The organism is Lewinella sp. W8 (genome assembly GCF_004375085.3).
Classification (GTDB): domain Bacteria; phylum Bacteroidota; class Bacteroidia; order Chitinophagales; family Saprospiraceae; genus Neolewinella.
This window is the reverse complement of the sequence record NZ_SNAQ03000010.1, coordinates 13,915-29,984: the sequence shown is the minus strand read 5'-3', so window position 1 is coordinate 29,984 and position 16,070 is coordinate 13,915. Positions and strand designations below refer to the sequence as shown.

At 50.8% G+C, this 16,070-nt stretch carries 15 protein-coding genes and 1 tRNA gene; 9 read left to right on the top strand and 7 right to left on the bottom strand.

Features of this window, described 5'->3' with window-relative positions; translation table 11 throughout:
• The first annotated feature begins 3 nt into the window (after positions 1-3).
• The gene (locus E1J53_RS12440) at positions 4-2,550 is read left to right on the top strand and encodes a TonB-dependent receptor (protein ID WP_134270851.1); all 2,547 of its coding nucleotides are present in this window, start codon (positions 4-6) and stop codon (positions 2,548-2,550) included.
• A gap of 8 nt (positions 2,551-2,558) precedes the next feature.
• On the opposite strand, the gene E1J53_RS12435 is transcribed toward E1J53_RS12440, so the two are convergent.
• Positions 2,559-3,155 carry a hypothetical protein gene (locus E1J53_RS12435; protein ID WP_134270852.1) on the bottom strand — a complete coding sequence of 199 codons (597 nt, stop codon included), beginning with the start codon at positions 3,153-3,155 and terminating at the stop codon, positions 2,559-2,561.
• A 230-nt stretch (positions 3,156-3,385) separates the two neighbouring features.
• Between E1J53_RS12435 and E1J53_RS12430 the strand changes: the two genes are divergently transcribed.
• From E1J53_RS12430 to E1J53_RS12420, 3 genes are all read left to right on the top strand, one after another.
• Positions 3,386-3,604: a hypothetical protein gene (locus tag E1J53_RS12430; RefSeq protein ID WP_134270853.1), complete on the top strand. Its 219-nt coding sequence runs from the start codon at positions 3,386-3,388 to the stop codon at positions 3,602-3,604.
• A gap of 21 nt (positions 3,605-3,625) precedes the next feature.
• On the top strand, positions 3,626-4,321 hold the full coding sequence (locus E1J53_RS12425) for a PD40 domain-containing protein (RefSeq protein WP_134270899.1): 696 nt from the start codon (positions 3,626-3,628) through the stop codon (positions 4,319-4,321).
• A 283-nt stretch (positions 4,322-4,604) separates the two neighbouring features.
• Positions 4,605-6,332 (top strand): sulfatase-like hydrolase/transferase, encoded by a 1,728-nt coding sequence (locus tag E1J53_RS12420; RefSeq protein ID WP_134270854.1) that lies wholly within the window; start codon positions 4,605-4,607, stop codon positions 6,330-6,332.
• Positions 6,333-6,688: 356 nt separating this feature from the next.
• Here E1J53_RS12420 and E1J53_RS12415 read toward each other — a convergent pair whose 3' ends face one another.
• The 4 genes from E1J53_RS12415 to E1J53_RS12400 form a co-directional block, all read right to left on the bottom strand.
• A complete protein-coding gene (locus E1J53_RS12415; RefSeq protein ID WP_134270855.1) occupies positions 6,689-7,387 on the bottom strand; it encodes a hypothetical protein in 699 nt (232 codons plus the stop codon).
• 124 nt (positions 7,388-7,511) lie between these two features.
• Positions 7,512-8,360: a LytTR family DNA-binding domain-containing protein gene (locus tag E1J53_RS24675; RefSeq protein ID WP_134270856.1), complete on the bottom strand. Its 849-nt coding sequence runs from the start codon at positions 8,358-8,360 to the stop codon at positions 7,512-7,514.
• Positions 8,357-8,980: a hypothetical protein gene (locus tag E1J53_RS12405; RefSeq protein ID WP_134270857.1), complete on the bottom strand. Its 624-nt coding sequence runs from the start codon at positions 8,978-8,980 to the stop codon at positions 8,357-8,359. The genes E1J53_RS24675 and E1J53_RS12405 overlap by 4 nt, the downstream gene beginning before the upstream one ends.
• 89 nt (positions 8,981-9,069) lie before the next feature.
• Positions 9,070-9,564, bottom strand: a complete 495-nt coding sequence (locus E1J53_RS12400; protein WP_134270858.1) for a DUF1573 domain-containing protein — start codon at positions 9,562-9,564, stop codon at positions 9,070-9,072.
• A 290-nt stretch (positions 9,565-9,854) separates the two neighbouring features.
• Between E1J53_RS12400 and E1J53_RS12395 the strand changes: the two genes are divergently transcribed.
• The 5 genes from E1J53_RS12395 (at position 9,855) to E1J53_RS12375 (ending at position 12,583) form a co-directional block, all read left to right on the top strand.
• A tRNA-Ala gene (locus E1J53_RS12395) sits at positions 9,855-9,928 on the top strand.
• Positions 9,929-10,113: 185 nt separating this feature from the next.
• Complete coding sequence (locus E1J53_RS12390; protein WP_134270859.1) at positions 10,114-10,398, top strand: GIY-YIG nuclease family protein; 285 nt, start codon at positions 10,114-10,116, stop codon at positions 10,396-10,398.
• Between the two features lie 467 nt (positions 10,399-10,865).
• Positions 10,866-11,549 carry a chitosanase gene (locus tag E1J53_RS12385; RefSeq protein ID WP_134270860.1) on the top strand — a complete coding sequence of 228 codons (684 nt, stop codon included), beginning with the start codon at positions 10,866-10,868 and terminating at the stop codon, positions 11,547-11,549.
• Between the two features lie 85 nt (positions 11,550-11,634).
• On the top strand, positions 11,635-12,027 hold the full coding sequence (locus E1J53_RS12380; protein WP_134270861.1) for a hypothetical protein: 393 nt from the start codon (positions 11,635-11,637) through the stop codon (positions 12,025-12,027).
• The gene (locus E1J53_RS12375) at positions 12,020-12,583 is read left to right on the top strand and encodes a hypothetical protein (RefSeq protein ID WP_134270862.1); all 564 of its coding nucleotides are present in this window, start codon (positions 12,020-12,022) and stop codon (positions 12,581-12,583) included. The genes E1J53_RS12380 and E1J53_RS12375 overlap by 8 nt, the downstream gene beginning before the upstream one ends.
• A 327-nt stretch (positions 12,584-12,910) precedes the next feature.
• Here the strand turns inward: E1J53_RS12375 and E1J53_RS12370 are convergent, their stop codons facing one another.
• A complete protein-coding gene (locus E1J53_RS12370; RefSeq protein ID WP_134270863.1) occupies positions 12,911-14,476 on the bottom strand; it encodes a pentapeptide repeat-containing protein in 1,566 nt (521 codons plus the stop codon).
• A gap of 321 nt (positions 14,477-14,797) precedes the next feature.
• Complete coding sequence (locus E1J53_RS12365; protein WP_134270864.1) at positions 14,798-15,940, bottom strand: hypothetical protein; 1,143 nt, start codon at positions 15,938-15,940, stop codon at positions 14,798-14,800.
• Positions 15,941-16,070 lie beyond the last annotated feature (130 nt).

The window sequence follows — 16,070 nt, the reverse complement described above, 5'->3', positions numbered from 1 at the left end:
TTGATGGACTCATTCGTCAGCCCGGCCCGAATGCGGCCGGGAGAAATGATGGTTATGCTCGGGACTTTATTCCTGCTGTTGGCCCTCCCTTCCGGGTTGATGGCACAGCAGGCGGCATATCTGCGCAGTGACACCGGAACGCCACTTCCCTTTGCTACGCTGAGTGTGCCGGCAAAAAGCATTTTCCTGACCACCGACCTTGACGGCCGGGTGATCCTCCCCCCACAAATTGAACGTCAGGATACCCTGATCGCCCAGTATACGGCGATGGCCACCACCATGATCACCCTCGAGGAACTGGCCAACCGGAATTACCTTCTGGAACTCTCGCCGCTCTCCATCACCCTCGAAACTCCGGTGATCGTCGGGCGGCGCGACGAACTTTCTCCCAACCTGATTTACGCCACGGAGGTGGTCACCGGCGAAGAGATCGAACGGCTGCAGAGCCGCACCAGTGCCGACGCCCTGGCCAACCTGAGTGGGGTCTTCGTGCAACAATCCCAGTTCGGGGGCGGGAGCCCCGTGATTCGGGGCTTCGAGGCCAACCGGGTACTTCTGGTGGTGGACGGGGTACGGATGAACAACGCCATTTATCGCAACGGGCACCTGCAAAACGCGATTACCGTCGATCCGAATGCCCTCGAGCAACTGGAGTTGATCTACGGTGCCGGGGCGCTGGCCTACGGCAGCGACGCCATCGGCGGCGTGGTCCATTTCCGGACGCGACGCCCCCGCTACCAAACGAGCAAAAACCAGGTTTCCGGAGGAATTACCCTCGGCTACGCCACGGCCGCTAGCACGCAAAGTGGCGTGGGTTGGCTGGAATACGGGGGAAAACGCTGGGCGGGACTCACCCAGCTGTCCTACGCCGATGCCTCGCACCTGCGCTCCGGCGCCCAAAGGCCCCGTCGCTTTCCCTCCTTCGGCGAACGCAATGAATTCGTCGAACGGATCAACGGCCAGGACCAGGTGGTGCCTAACGACCGGCCGGAAGTGCAGGTAGGCACCGGCTACCGTCAGGCCAACCTCCTACAGAAGTTCCGCTTCCGCTTGCGGGAGCAGTTAGAACTGGACCTTAATCTGCAGTACAGTACCAGCTCCAATATCCCCCGGTATGATGCCCTCACGGCACGCCGGGACGGTCAGTTGCGGTGGGCCGAATGGGACTACGGCCCCCAAACCCGCCTGATGGGCAGTGCCCGACTCACCGACCGGAGAGCCACCAAATATTACGACGTGGCCAATTACCTCATCAGCACCCAGTTCATTGAGGAGGATCGGCTGCAACGGCGGTTCGGGGACCCCCTCCGGGAAAACAGTCTCGTGGACGTATACTCCCACAATCTGCAGATCGACTTCGTTAAGGACCTCGGCAAACTGGAGCTCCGCTACGGCATTGATGCGCGACACGACGAGGTGGACAGCCAGGGTTTTCTCACCGACATTACCGGATCGGGAGAGCGTATTTCCGGGCTGAACAGCCGCTACCCCTCCGGCGGAAGCTCCCTGACCACCCTGGGCTCCTATAGCGACCTGAGCTACCACTTTGCCCCGTCCTGGCTGTTGCGCGGCGGACTGCGCTCCAGCTGGCAGCGACTGCGGGCCACCTTCGGTACCGATGACCCGATCGACTGGCCCGCAGCTTACCTGGCGGGGATTACCAATGCTGACCAGGCCATGACCGGAGCACTTGGCTTGCGGTACAACGGCGTCCGTAATCAGTGGCGGCTGCAATTTTCCCAGGGCTTTCGGGCCCCCAACATCGACGATTTTGCCAAGTTCCGTGAGCGCAACGGCTTCATTCTGGTCCCCAACCCCAACCTTTCTCCCGAACGCTCCAACACCCTCGAAACGGGCTACAGCTGGGCCGACGCCACGGGGCGGCTATTCCTTACCGGCGGCCTTTACCATACGTGGTTGAACCAGGCCATCGTCCGTCGCGACGGCACCCTGCCCAGCGGGGAGGATTTCTTCGTCAGCCGGGGAGACACCCTCCGTACCCAGACCAACGTCAACGCCGAAAGTGCGCGGGTGTACGGCTTCGACCTGGGTTTCCGGTGGGACGTGCGGAAGAAGCTCCGGCTGGCTTCCAACTTCCACTGGCTGCGCGGCCGGCGGAAGCAGCTGCCGCCGGACGGCGCGGTACTTGAACTGCCCCAGGACCACATTCCTCCCGCTTACGGCACCACCTCCCTGACCTACCGGGCGGCCAAGTGGACCCTGGAAACGCGCTTCCGCTACCAGCTGGCCAAAGCCCCGGAAGATTATGCCGTCGGCAGCATCAGCGGTACCGCCCGAACGGGCTACACGCTCGACCGCACCGGTACCTCCGACAATTTGGAGCTGAGTCCCGTCGACCCGATAACCGGCGCATTTGCGGGAACGTACGGGTGGTGGACCGCCAACGTTTACGCCGAATACCGTCCATCGTCCCGCTGGGCGCTACGCCTCAAGGCCGAAAACCTGCTCGACCGGCATTACCGGACCTTCTCCAGCGGCGTTTCTGCCGCGGGCCTTGACGTGGGGCTAAGTGCTAGCTATACTCTGTAGCGCCCCTGCTATCCACGATCCCGCTCCAGTAACACCATCATCATGGTACCCAGTAGGATGCGGGTAGCTTCTCCTTCCTCGAAGGGAGCTTTCTGTTCCAGGGTGAAGGTTCGGCCCAATAATTCCGGTTGTTTGGTGAAGACGGCAACCAGCTTTCCGTCGGGTCGGGTGATGTTGTAGGAGGGGTTGAAAAAGTAGCCGGTCAAAAAGCCTAGAATGGGGATTTCGCCGAGCATCCCGTCCAGGACCTTCACCCAGCCGTTGTCTTCCTGGATGCTTAAATCCTGGTTCCCGTTTTCGTCGATCAGGTCGTAATGGGCCTTCCAGAGCGAACGTGCGCCGCGGCGGGCAATGCGCCCGCATTCCCGTCCGGCAGCGTCCGTAAAGGCGTAGCTGGCGTTCCAGTCCAACCACCGATCGGCCTTGATTTTGTAGATCATTTCCCGCTCCGACTCGTCGCTGAATACCCGAATATTCTCCCGCAGCTTAAAGACCTGCTGCTTCACGAAGGCGACGGAACGCCCCAGGGAATCGTGCACCGTAAACTTGGGCGTAACCAGCGTAATCTTGAAGTTGAAGGTGAGGGGGAATTGCAGATTTTGCACGGGTAGAAGGGGATTATTTGGGGGTAAAATAATTCATGTTTTCTCCGGAGACAAGTGAGCGCTTACTGCAGGGGAAGCAAAGTGGCAACATCATGCTTCCGGGAAGTGAGATCATTGCCTGGAGTTCTTACCGGAATCATAAGATCGGTCGATGGATGAACCAAACACCCCGGATGTCACTTAGGCCCTCGCCACGGCAATCGTTCTGGCCACAACCAAATCCCCCCCTAATGCAATACGTCATCCTAATTACCCTGTTCAGTATCTTTTCTCCCGTCCAACCCGAAGGCCCGACGGCCAATGGTTTCCCGCACCGCTACGCCGACGACGAAGTCCACCTCATTGCGCCCGGGCTGGTATCCACCAAGATGGGAGAATACAGTCCGACATTCGATCCGGCGAGAAATGAGCTCTACTTCATGCGAAGAACGCCCGGTGTCTTTGACTAAACCATTTACCGGTCCAAGCTGATGGACGGAGCGTGGACCAGGCCGGAAATCATCAACATCTCCGGTCAGTATCGGGATGCCGCCCCCTACTTATCTCCCGACGGCAACACCCTGCTTTTTGATTCCAGGCGACCGACGCCGGAGGACCCCAGCAACGCCATCAACCTTTGGCAATCGCGTCGAACCGCGACGGGATGGAGCCAGCCGGAATTCCTCGCGGTTCCCTCCCAAAATACCGACGAAGAACCCACCGTGGGTCAGGACGAATTCGGTCCGGCCATGGACGATAGCGGGCAACTCTATTTTTACTCCTTTCGGCAGCCCTACCGGGGCGGTGCCCGCTACGTTTTGCCCCGTCTTTCCGACCAAGACATTCGGCTGGACAACAGCATTCCCGACCCCTCGGATCAAACTTTTATTTCCTACCTCTACGTTTCGCCCGACGCCACCTTCGCGGTTATGGAGGGTCGTGCCCGGGGGCGCCGGGATACCGACCTTTTTTGCTCGTGCAAGCAGGAAGACGGCAGCTGGACGGAGGCCGTGGAGGTCCCCGGCGTGAATACCGCCGCCAACGAGGGCGGCCCCTTCGTCACGGCCGACGGCGCCTACCTGCTGTTCACCAGCAATCGCCGGACGAAGGAAGCTAGCGCCGGAAACGCCAACCTGTATCTGGTCAGCGCCGGAAAACTGCGGGAGCAGTGTCAGGGGAAGGACTAATGGCCGTTACCGTGTGAAGCGGAGGAAAAAGTTGGGGCAACGTGGTGCAGGTGCCGGGTAGTTCCGTTTGGCCGGGATATTCACTTAGAGCTTGTTTCGATTTTGGTCGTCTGGCCGAATTTGAGATTTTTTTGGTGGTAGCAAGGCGGGAACCACGAAGTAGCCGCGAAGCGAAACCGGAGTTTAGCAGCGCTAAATGAGGATTTTACCAACGAAGCTAGCGCCAAAAAAGGCCAAATGAAGGTCGATTACTAAAGTCTAAACAAGCTCTTATTTTAGCCACATGGATCGTATTCTTCTTCTCGCCTTCACCGGCTTACTGCTCGTCGGGTGTCTACCCACGGAACCGGCCGCCGAGGCGGCCACCGCAACGGACCGCCGTCCCAATATTCTTTGGCTCACCTGTGAGGACATCAGTCCGATCCTCCCGATGTTCGGTGACAGTACCATTGAGACCCCCAACCTGAGTCGCCTGGCGGCACGCGGGGTACGCTTTCCGAATACCTTTTCGGTGGCGGGGGTTTGTGCGCCCAGCAGAAACGCCATCGCCACCGGCATGTACCCCATCAGTATTGGTGGGCACAATATGCGTACCCAGTGGAACGCGGAAATTCTGGCCAAGGTGGGGCTGAAGCCCTACGGAGCCCTCCCGCCACCCGAGGTGAAGATGATGTCTCAGATCATGCGGGAGCACGGATACTTTGCCAGCAACAACCAGAAGACCGATTATCAGTTCGAGCACCCGAAAACGGCCTGGGACGATATTGGTCCGCGGGCCCATTGGCGGCACCGGGAGGACCCTGATCAACCCTTCTTCAGCATCTTCAACATGGAGATCACCCACGAAAGTCAGATTTGGATGACCGGAAAGGGGAATCTCCGCTTCCGGCCCGGCTTCGAGCGGGACACGGCGACGGTGTACCGCTGGGGGGATGTGCTGGCGGACGAAGGTCGTCCGCCCCTCACCGTCCCGGCCGACGCGGAACTGCCCATTCCGCCCTACTTGCCCGATACCGAGATTGCCCGGACGGACGTCCGGCGGGCCTACAGTAACATCCAGATCATGGACCAGCAGGTGGGTTTCCTATTGGACCAACTGGAAGCGGATGGGTTACTGGACAATACCATCATTTTCTTCTACAGTGACCACGGAGGACCTTTGCCCCGCCAAAAGCGCTTGCTTTACGACAGTGGTCTCCGGGTACCGATGATCGTGGCCTGGCCCGACGATCGGCGGGCGGGAGAGGTTGACTCCATCCTCTTCAGTTTTGTGGACCTGGCGCCAACCGTTTTCAGTCTTTGTGATATTCCCCTACCCGATTATTTGCAGGGGCAGGCCATTCTGGGACCGGCGGCCGCTCCGCCCCGGGACTACGTTTTTGGGGCTTCCGACCGGCTGGACGAGCACTACGACCGGAAGCGGGCCGCCCGGGACCGGCGCTACAAATACATCCGCAACTACTATCCCGAAAAGGGGTACTACCTGCCGCTGGCCTACCGTGAACAGATGCCCATCATGCAGGAGTTACTGCGGCTGCGCGACGCCGGGGAGCTGACCGACGCCCAGGCCCAGTGGTTCCGCAAATCCAAGCCCACCGAGGAGCTATTTGACACCCACGAGGACCCGCACGAGTTACAAAACCTGGCCACCGATCCCCGATACGCCGATAAGCTGGTTAAGCTTCGCGGAGCACTCGACAACTGGCTGGCCCGGGTGGGTGATCTTGGAGAAATCCCCGAAATCGAGCTGGTGGATCGGTTCTGGAGCGGAGGGGAAGAGATGCCGCAGACCGGTCGGGTGCAACTCCGCCGGGACAGCATTGGCCGCTTCGTCCTGACCAGCAAAACACCCGGCGCCCGGATTGCCTACCAGATCGTCCCTCCCGGAGCGGAGTCGGGCAATACCTGGGAGGTATATACCGAACCCATCGACTACACCCGCGGAGACACGCTCAAGGCCGTGGCGCAACGGATTGGCTACCGGGAGAGTGAATTGAGTATTGGGTGGTAGGAAGGAGAAGGAAGAGAAAAGAAGGAAGAAGGAAGCAGCGTTCATCGGATATCTTAGCGAAACGCGAAGGGTCATCCGATGCATCACGGGGTTTAGGGGTGTGACTTGGTTGCTGGTTGCTGGTTGTCGTAAATATGTAGAAGTACGACAAAACGAGGCTTCCCGGGGCGCCTGCGTCGTAGATATGTAGAAGTACGACCTAGGTGATATTTTCCCGGAACCCGGAAGGCAGAAAACATGGCGCCTTGCCCAGTTCCCTGGCACCTGCACACCGTTGCAAAAAGTTAGAATAATCGCTCTGGAAAAAGACCAGATCTCGGCGAATAGCTGAGCGACAGCACATAGAATAGAAATAATTAGCCAGCCGCCGACTTCTTGGCCACGCCACCCAGCTTCCACTTGTACCAGCGGATGATGGCTACCCCAATGATGGTAGGGGCCACCCAAAAAATCACCTCCGTGTTCCCCCCGAAGGCACTACCGAAGAGGGCCCTTCCACCAAAGGCGAAGAAGGCCGTAAAGGCGGCGATGGCCGAGACCAGCATGCCCGAAAGGTGCTCGTGTAACCAATTGTAGGGACGTTGGTGTCCCCGCAGGCGGTCGTAAAAGCTGGGGAGGGCCAGGACCGTACCCAGGGTGCCGAAGATGATCAGGAGTGGGTGTCCCCCCGGTCCCCACCACCCGAAGCCAAAACCGATCAGGGCCGGTCCTCCGATGGCCAGGGCCAACACCAGGGCGTCGCTGATGAATTGCATGCGGGCCGAAGGCCCGCGCTTGTTACGGAGTACGGCGATGCCGTAGTAGAGTGGACGGCTGGTCAGCAGGGCCAGAAAGCCGAGGAAAAGAGCCATTACGGTCTGGCCCTGCCCGAAGCGAATGATGCAGAGGAGACTGGCGGTCACCATTACGGCCCACATGCCCCGGACGTACCAGCGTCCGGCCAGGTTATGCCATTTGCCGCCCTTGCGGGCAAGGATGGGAATAAAGAATAACCCCAAACTGCTGAAGCCAGCGGTCACGTGGGCGATCAGTAGGTACTTTACGAGGAGGTCCATGATATTGACGTTTCCCCAAAGGTGGCCGTCACCCCCAGTACATTCAAGGCCCCGGGACGAATGACAAGGCCTGAGTGATCAGTGACAAGGCGCGGGGACAGACAGCAATTCCAGTAATCAGGACTCAGCCGATTTTCTCCCGCAGCGGTTTAACGTAAGTCCGCGAAACGGAGACTTCTTCCTCCGGCCAGCCCTGCATTTTGAGCCGGAGGCCCTGGGCGTTCCCGCTGGCCTGGGCGATCAGGTGCGTATTGACGACGAAAGACCGGTGGCAGCGCACGATGGGGGTATTGTCCAGCTTTTCTACCACGCTACTCAGGGTGGCCCGGATGGTCTGTTCGGTGCCCTTTCCCTCCTGGAGGTACGCGCAGCGCAGGTAATTTCCCCGGGCCTCACAGAAAAGAATGGATTCGGGGTCCAGCAGCAGTTGGCCTTCTCCGAGGTCGACCAGCCTGGTGGAGGCCGGAGCGTATTTTCGTAGGGTGGCAATTTGCATTTCGCCGGCCACCTTCTGGTTTTCCCGCTCCGCGCGCATCTGCACCGCCATCCCGCTGAAGGCGATTGGGAAGAGTCCGATCAGGACCGTGGGGATGGTAATGTAGACGAGTGCCAGTAAGTCCATGGCCCGCCAGTCCACCGTCAGGTTATAAAAAAGAAAGTTGCCGACGGCGATGCAGGCCAGGAGCAGGCCGGCGTCGATGATCCATTTGCCCAAGGTCCAGTTGGGGCCGGACTTATTCCACCCCAGCAAGCGGGTGGTCACGTAGGCGTAGGCGGTGCCCACCAGAAAGGTTACGAGGCCGTAGCCGAGGCAGGTCAGGAAACGGTCCCCCTCCACCTGCATCCCAAAGGGACGCAGCAGGAACAGCGCGAGGAAGACAAAGAGGGCCACCCGTGCCATACCCAGGACGGTGGCGCGGGAGAATTCCCGATCGGGAAAGGGGCGTTTTAGGGGGTTGTTGTGCCAGATCACGTTCCGAAGATGCGATTTTGGGCATCTTCGTCGGTCAGAAGCTGGTAAATCTGCTGTCCGCGCTTAAAAAATTCTTCCACCTGTGCACTGGGCATGAGGGTGCCGGACTTGTAGATGAGCAGATAGAAGCCCAGTCCTTCCACCGTCCATCCCTTGTTGATGGTGAAGTATTCCAGTACTTCATCGGTGAAGTGATGGCGGATAAACTCGTCGTCGTCTCCGGTCAGGACGTACTGCCCGCTGAATTTGGGGTAGCGCACGAAGTTGATGTCCTTGACGCCAAGGAGTTGCAGGAACTTGTCCCCCAGGGTTTCGGGGCGCATGAGGAGTTCGGGCAGGGAGAGCTTGGCGCTCTGGAGGAAGAAGACCGTTTGGTAGGTGTACTTATCGTCTCCGGAGCCCGTCCAGTTCTTGTAGCGGTAATCGAAGATGGAGATGTCGAATTCCATCAGTCCGTCTTGTTTCCGCAGAATCCGCTTCACTTCCCCCTTGTACCCCTTTTTAAAGAGGCGGAAGTCCTTCAACTGCCCTTCCAGGCCCCAGTCGTCATTTTCGAGAAAGGAAAAGCCCAGTCGGTCGGCGACTTGCTGCAGGTTACGTTGGCGGTAGGGGTGGATCATGGTACAATTATCGGAAAAGTGGGGCAAAAACAACAAGCCCCCCGCCAATTACGGCGGAGGGCTTAGTGTTTCAAGGAGGGAAGCAAGAATTACTTGCCGCCACCGTTGTTGAACATACCCTGTTCACCGGCGGGTACGGCTTCGGGCTTGGCGGGCTTGGCTTCCACCAGACCTTTGATGGTCAGGATGATGGGCTCGTCGCCAACGTTCGTCGTCAGGGTTACGCGCTTGCGGAACTGACCGAGACGGTGGGTGTCGTAGCGTACTTTAATCTCACTGGTTGCACCGGGAGCCACGGGGGCTTTGCTGTAGCTGGGTACCGTACATCCACAAGAACCACGGGCGTTGGTGATCAGCAGCGGCTCCGTACCGGTGTTGGTAAACTTAAATACGCGGTAGGGGTCGGAGTCCTGCTCGATTTTACCGTAATCGATCTCCATGGCCTCAAAGGACATCTGGGGACCGTCCTGCTGGACTTCGGTGGTTTCTTCTACTGCATCAACGGGAGCAGCGGCGTTGTTCTGGGCCAGAGCCGTTGCGCTAAAGGTGGCTACCAGGGCGAAAAATAGGATAATTCTTTTCATGTGGATCATTATTTATGTGCACAAATATAGCCCAAAAACCGGGGTCGGCCGGTTAACGAGCTGTTAACGGGTGGAGGGTGGGTTTCCCCACCGCTCCACCGGTGATTCTTGGGATTACAATCCCCCTTAAGACGCCACTGCCCCCCGGATGGGTACATGATCGGCGTTAAGTTTTTCAAAAAACTCTCCGAGGCTGTTCACAAAAATGAAGAAACTTTTCGCCCTTGCTTGTGCATTTACCAATTGCAATATATCTTTGCGTCCGCTTAACCAATTAAGCAGCTCTATCTGGGGGATTAGCTCAGCTGGCTAGAGCGCTTGCATGGCATGCAAGAGGTCGCCGGTTCGACTCCGGCATTCTCCACTAAAGGCCCGTTCGACGAAAGTTGAACGGGCTTTTGCTTTTACTGGATGAGCCTCAACCAGAGCGTCCCGCGACAGCGGGAAGGTCGCCGGTTCGACTCCGAAATGCTACACTTAAAGCCCGTTCGACTTCGCGTTGAACGGGCTTTTGTTTTTAATCCAAGACCCTTTTAAAACCCATTCATCATGAAATCGAGCTGCTTCGTTTACGTGCTCTACTCCCCCAGTAAGGATAGATTTTACGTTGGGTATACCCGTCAGTTAGCCGATCGATTTCAGCGGCACCAAACTGGTCGCTCCAAAAGCACAAAATCCGGTAGCCCGTGGCTGATTGTTTATTTGGAGCGGTTTGATAATGCAAGTGTTGCCTATCAACGAGAAACTCAGATCAAGCGACGCAAATCAAAAGACTATCTGCGCGAATTAGCTGATGGGTACATTGCTAATCCGTTCCTCCTTCCAAATGAATAGCGCAACTCGAGCGTCCCGCGCCAGCGGGAAGGTCGCCGGTCCGACTCCGAAATGCTTGTATTCTAAAACCCAGTAAGCAAGGTGTTTCTTTTGTCGTGTTTGCTGATTAGCTGTACTAGTTTTAGATTGCTTCGCCTAAGCTTTTAAAGCAGCAGGAGCACCATTATAAAGGGGGCTTCATTATAGCGTTGGGAGGCTCGTTCGAGTACAATCTTATAGGCTTAGTTAAAGTATCAGGTAGGTAGGTCGCTTCGGTTCTGGTTAAGATAAATATTCCGGCATCTTTGAACAAAGCTTAGCCCGTTTTAAGCACATTTCCCCAAAAGAACGCCTTTAAATATTACGCATTATAGCGTTGATTAGTCACAAACCGCCTAAATAGATTTAAAAGTTTGTATATTTGAAGTAACACCTTGGTTAGAGTTGACTTACTAGTTATTAGTTAACTTAACTAAAACACTTATGATATGCCCATCAATAAAAAGAAGATTCAGGAGATAGTTAATGTGTTCGAAACAGGCACCAAAGTTGGAAAATACGATGCTATAGCCGTATACAAAGATGGCCCTCGTATAGATGGAAAAGCAATTTATCAAATAACTTATGGAAGAAGTCAAACAACTGAGTTTGGGAATTTAGGAAGACTCATTGAAATGTATATTTCAAAAAACGGGATTTATGCTTCTGCATTTGCTGAATACCTAGCCAAAATTGGCAAAATTCCTTCACTTAGGCATGATCAAAGATTTCGGTCTTTGTTGAAAGAAGCAGCTAACAATGATCCCGTTATGCGAACTGCTCAAGACGAGTTTTTTGATCGTTACTATTACCAACCAGCAAAAATTTGGTTTGAAGGTCATGGGTTTAAAGAAAATCTTAGCCTACTAGTGGTTTATGATAGTTTCATTCATTCTGGAGGAATATTTAATTTTTTAAGAAAGAGGTTTTCTGAATATCCTCCTGTTAATGGAGGGAGGGAAAAGGTCTGGATAAAGCAATATGTTGAAACAAGGCATAACTGGCTTGCCAAACACAACCGACCAATTCTAAGAAAAACTATATACAGAACTCAATGCCTCTTGACTCAGATAGAATCAAACAATTGGGGTCTTTCCGCCGAAATAAACACAAATGGAGTAGCTATATCTTAACACAATTAGAGGGTTAAATAATAGCCTTAATATTTGTAGCCAGGATGAAAATATGCTACGCCTGTTTAATTACAATTTCATTAGAATGAAGAGTTTAAGTGATATTCTGCTAATATTACTCCTAATTGTTGGACTTGGAACACTGTATTTTATGTTCATATCAAGGGGCGACTTCTCGACTATAATTCAATCTCTAGACGAGACAAAAACACAAATTAAAGAGGCTCAACGTATAAACACAGAGGCCATAAAAAGCTTAAGTGCATTACAGTCAGAGATTAGAGCTTACGAAGAAGATATAAAAAAGCTTCGAGAAGCAAGGGACTCAGGCTTGTTGACGATTAAAAGAGGTAACGAGAACGCGCTTGAAAAGCTAACTACCTTAGAAGAAAGAGCGATTGAATTTGAAAACGAAATAGAAAAAACACTAGACCTTCTATCTCAGAAAAACAAAGAAAATCCGATCAAAAATGATTAACCCAACCATCCTAACAATTTTTTCTCTTTTTCTATTTCCATGTGGAACAGTCTTTTCACAGGATAAAATTCATTCAGATACTCTAATTGTCCCTCAATCGTTTTCTGCTCCAGGTGCTTTAAACTCAACAAAATTTGATGGTGATTTACTTATCAATGAAACCGATTCAATATTCATTCTTAGTCCGTTACTGTTCAGAACATATGAAACTTTAGAGAAGTCAATGTCGAATGACAGAGTCTTTGAATTAAAGCTCATTCAAGAATTCAGACAAATCATCTTAAATAATCAAAGAGTATCTGAGCAACTAGTTGAAATACTTTCAAAATCGGACAATCTTAATGATGAAATTTTTAATTCAGCAAACAATTCACTAGAGCTCACTATTCAGTCTTTAACTCAGAATAACAAAACGCTAGAGAATGCTAACAACTTATTAGACCAGTCTATCAATCTAACTGAAAGCTTGAAAAGAGCAACTACCCTAGAAAAAATAGGCGTAGGAATTGGTGGCGTAGGAATTGGACTGCTTATAGGCGTTTTAATTACCAATTAGAGCTAGCCTTAATAAGTCGTCACCAGGCAACAGTGTATCCTCTGCAATATGATCTTCTTCTTCACCCTCCAGGGCTTGCTCCAAAAAAGCGTTGAGAAGAGGCGTGAAGGCTCCGCCCTTCACCAACAAGCCTTCTCCAGCCTATAATTTGGCAATCGCTTCCTTACGGAAGCTTTCCATATTAAATTCATTGTTATACTTCATGACTCAGTGTGTTTAGGAAAGTTATGGGTTTACTTCGTGACACACTTTTTGCAACGGTCTCTGCCACTACATATTTACTTAAAATCACCATATCACTATTGAGTATTTTGTATGGTGCATTGGTTAGTATAGAGATTTATTTACCTTTACTTTCCCATTTACCTTAAACATGCCTACTTTCATTTCTTCTCTCATATGGTCATAGCTTGTAAGTGTATTTAAGTACTCTTCTTCCTCATCTGTAATGATTCTATTTGATTCTTCTTCTTTCACTAGTGTAATTTCCAATTCGCCTATATCGAAAAATTTTCTTAGCCCATCTAAAGCCAAAGAGTCAACAAAACTATTTTTGAAAATTATTGGATTAGAAGTACTATCTACTAATAAAGGCGCGCCGTATCCATATAGAAAACTGTTTTCGATTATTAAACCGTCAAGGTATGCATCGTTTAGGTACAGCTGATATATATAGCTATGTGTCATCTTTGAGTTTACAATGTTTGTACTAGAAAAGTCGACGCTGCTTAAGTCATTTTCATTGAATTCTACATCCACAAGTGAGCCTTCACTAAAATCACTGTTGCTGAATGATGTTTTGTAAAAAATGACATTGCTAAGATTACAATTTTGAGCTTTAAGATATCTTAAATCTTTAATTTTACTTCGCATATAATCTTCTGACACAAAATCCGGAGAGCCAATTTCTAAATTAGCTAAAGCCATAAAGGAAAAATCACCATTCGTTAGTGAATTGAAATTCAAACTAGACTCGACTAAAGAAACTAGTAGCTGCCCTCTTTCAGGGGAAAGATACGTGCTTAGGGTAGTATCATTGCTAAGTTGTCTATATGGTCTAAGGACTTTTGAAAGAGCAATAATTCGACCAACTAATCTAGAAGAAATTTCATTTTCATATCTCTCAGTGTTAAAATAGCCCCAAAAAGTGTTCTTAACAAGTCCAAGCTTTTCTAAATATTCTTCATATTCATAATCTACTGTATCCAATTTTAGTGATTTAATATTTATCTTCTCTTTAATTCTTTTTTTTTCAAGTATATCTAGCTCTTCATCAATCTCATCTAAAACTGCGGTCAGTTCATATATCAAAGCAGCCCTTCGTGTAGCCTCGGCAAGATTGTTCTGTACGTCAATCTTTTTATTTTGTGCTGAAATTAGATCGTTTTGTATTTCTAAGTGCTTTACTTGCATGTAGGTGGCTAGAAATAATGCTAAGCTTACAGTTGCCCCAAGTACGCTTAGCAGTGTACTTAATGCGAAGAAGCGAGCTATTAGCCCAGCTACTATCGGCGATAATTTAGCTATTGCCTTTAGCGATTTACTTTTTTTCAGTGCTTTAGGTACCTTTTTGGCCCTTTGAGGACTCATTGTTGCCTCAACAACTTCTATAATTACTCTCTGCTCATCTTCAATGAAATCATCAACGTTATCCTCTACATATTTCTTAAATATTTCCTTATTCTTATCGATATAGATGCTTGCCATAACAATAGCAGTTACTAATCCTACTCCAGTAAAAATCATTGGCTTTACTATAAACTCAGCAGTCTCAAATGCATCGTATACGGTGTAGAACATCATAAGGATTAATCCAATAGATATTCCTTTGATAAAATCCTTGTTTATGTTTTTACTTATTGCATTGAACCAAATAATTATTTGATTAATCATAAAAGTATTTTTGTTGTATCAGGTTAGTAGTCAAATCTACACATTTTCCTTTTGTTCATAAAATATTGCGACTTTAAAAAGAAGGGTATACATAAAACAGTTTGTACATTTGATAATTAAAATTTCTACCTAGTTTATTTTCTACCCGCAGCTATCTCTTGATATGAATAATGATGACTCTTCAAATGAGGTCTGTTTTATGATGGAATAAGGTAAAAGCTTATTCTACAACAAATCCATAGCATCCTTCAACTTATTCCTGTCCCTCACAAGCCCGACATACTTAGAAGTAGTCTTGATCGAGGAGTGATCAGCCAAAGTCTAGACCACATTAAGATCGACTCCCTTTTCAATAGTCAGTGTGATCGAAGTATACCTTGTCGTGTACCAAGTGATGTACCTATCATCCGTGAAGTTGATCCGCTTAGACACCCTTCTCAAAGACCTTCTCAGATTTGAGGAATAATTACGAAGCCTAACATGCTTACTTTCTGCACTGTCTTCGTAGCCGTTCAGTACATCCAGAATATACTTCCCGCCCGAATCATACTCTTTAAGAATCTTCATAGCCTCTTCGGGTACAGGCTTTCCACTAGCACTACCAACCCCTGTTTTTGATCTTTTGTACTTCCAATATTGATTATTGATGTCAGACCATTTAAGGTGCGCTAAGTCGATGAAGTTGACCCCAAAGAGTTTGTACCCTAACACCCAGTATGCCAAATGCTTCTTTTCCACGGGAGGGATGTCGGCCTTGTAGTAGAAGTCTACCACCATTTCCTTTTCCTCCTCAGTCATGTCCTTAATCCTGTTCTTGTTTGACCTACCCGATGTCTTAGCTTGACGCTTGTTGATGTTATACCCAATTGGTGAATACTGTGTTTTGATCGGGCATTCCTCAGGCTTCAGGTAGCCTTTCTGCATCGCTTCACAAAGGGCCGTTTTGAGCGTTTTGAGATAGTTCCAACCTTTGATACCTCTTTTATCCATTTCCTTGAGAATGATCTTCAGCTCACGATCCCCAAAGTCTTGTAGCCGCATGTCCTTGGTGAAGCATTTGTTGAGAAAGGATGAAAGCCCCTTGAAGTCGTTGGCGTAGGCTACTTGGTCGTTCTCGAAGTAATACTCTTCCAGTTCCTTCAAGTAAGCAAGAAGCCTTTTGTACTTCTGCTCCTTCTTTTCCTCAGAGCGGTTCAGCTCCTTGACGAAGTGGTTGTAGTCCCATTCGTCCATGTAGTCCGCAATCCTCCGAGCCTTCTTCTCGTAGGCATCGAGCAGGTCATTTTTGCGCTCAGAATGAAGGAAACGGTTGCGGTCAAAGTCCCAGGATTGTTTCTTGCAAGAGAAGCCCTTAAGTCTCTTGCGTCTTACGTTGTTTCCCCAGGTGACCATCAAAACGACGGGGTGATTCCCACTTTTTTTGAGCTTCGTGGAGGTGTCTAACCTCAGATAAACGTTAATCATAGTGGCAAAGATTCTTAAAATGGCAAAGACATCCTTGTGATTAACTTACTGACTATCAATTATTTATCAAGTCCTTTATTGCATGGCATGCAAGAGGTCGCCGGTTCGACTCCGGCATTCTCCACTAAAG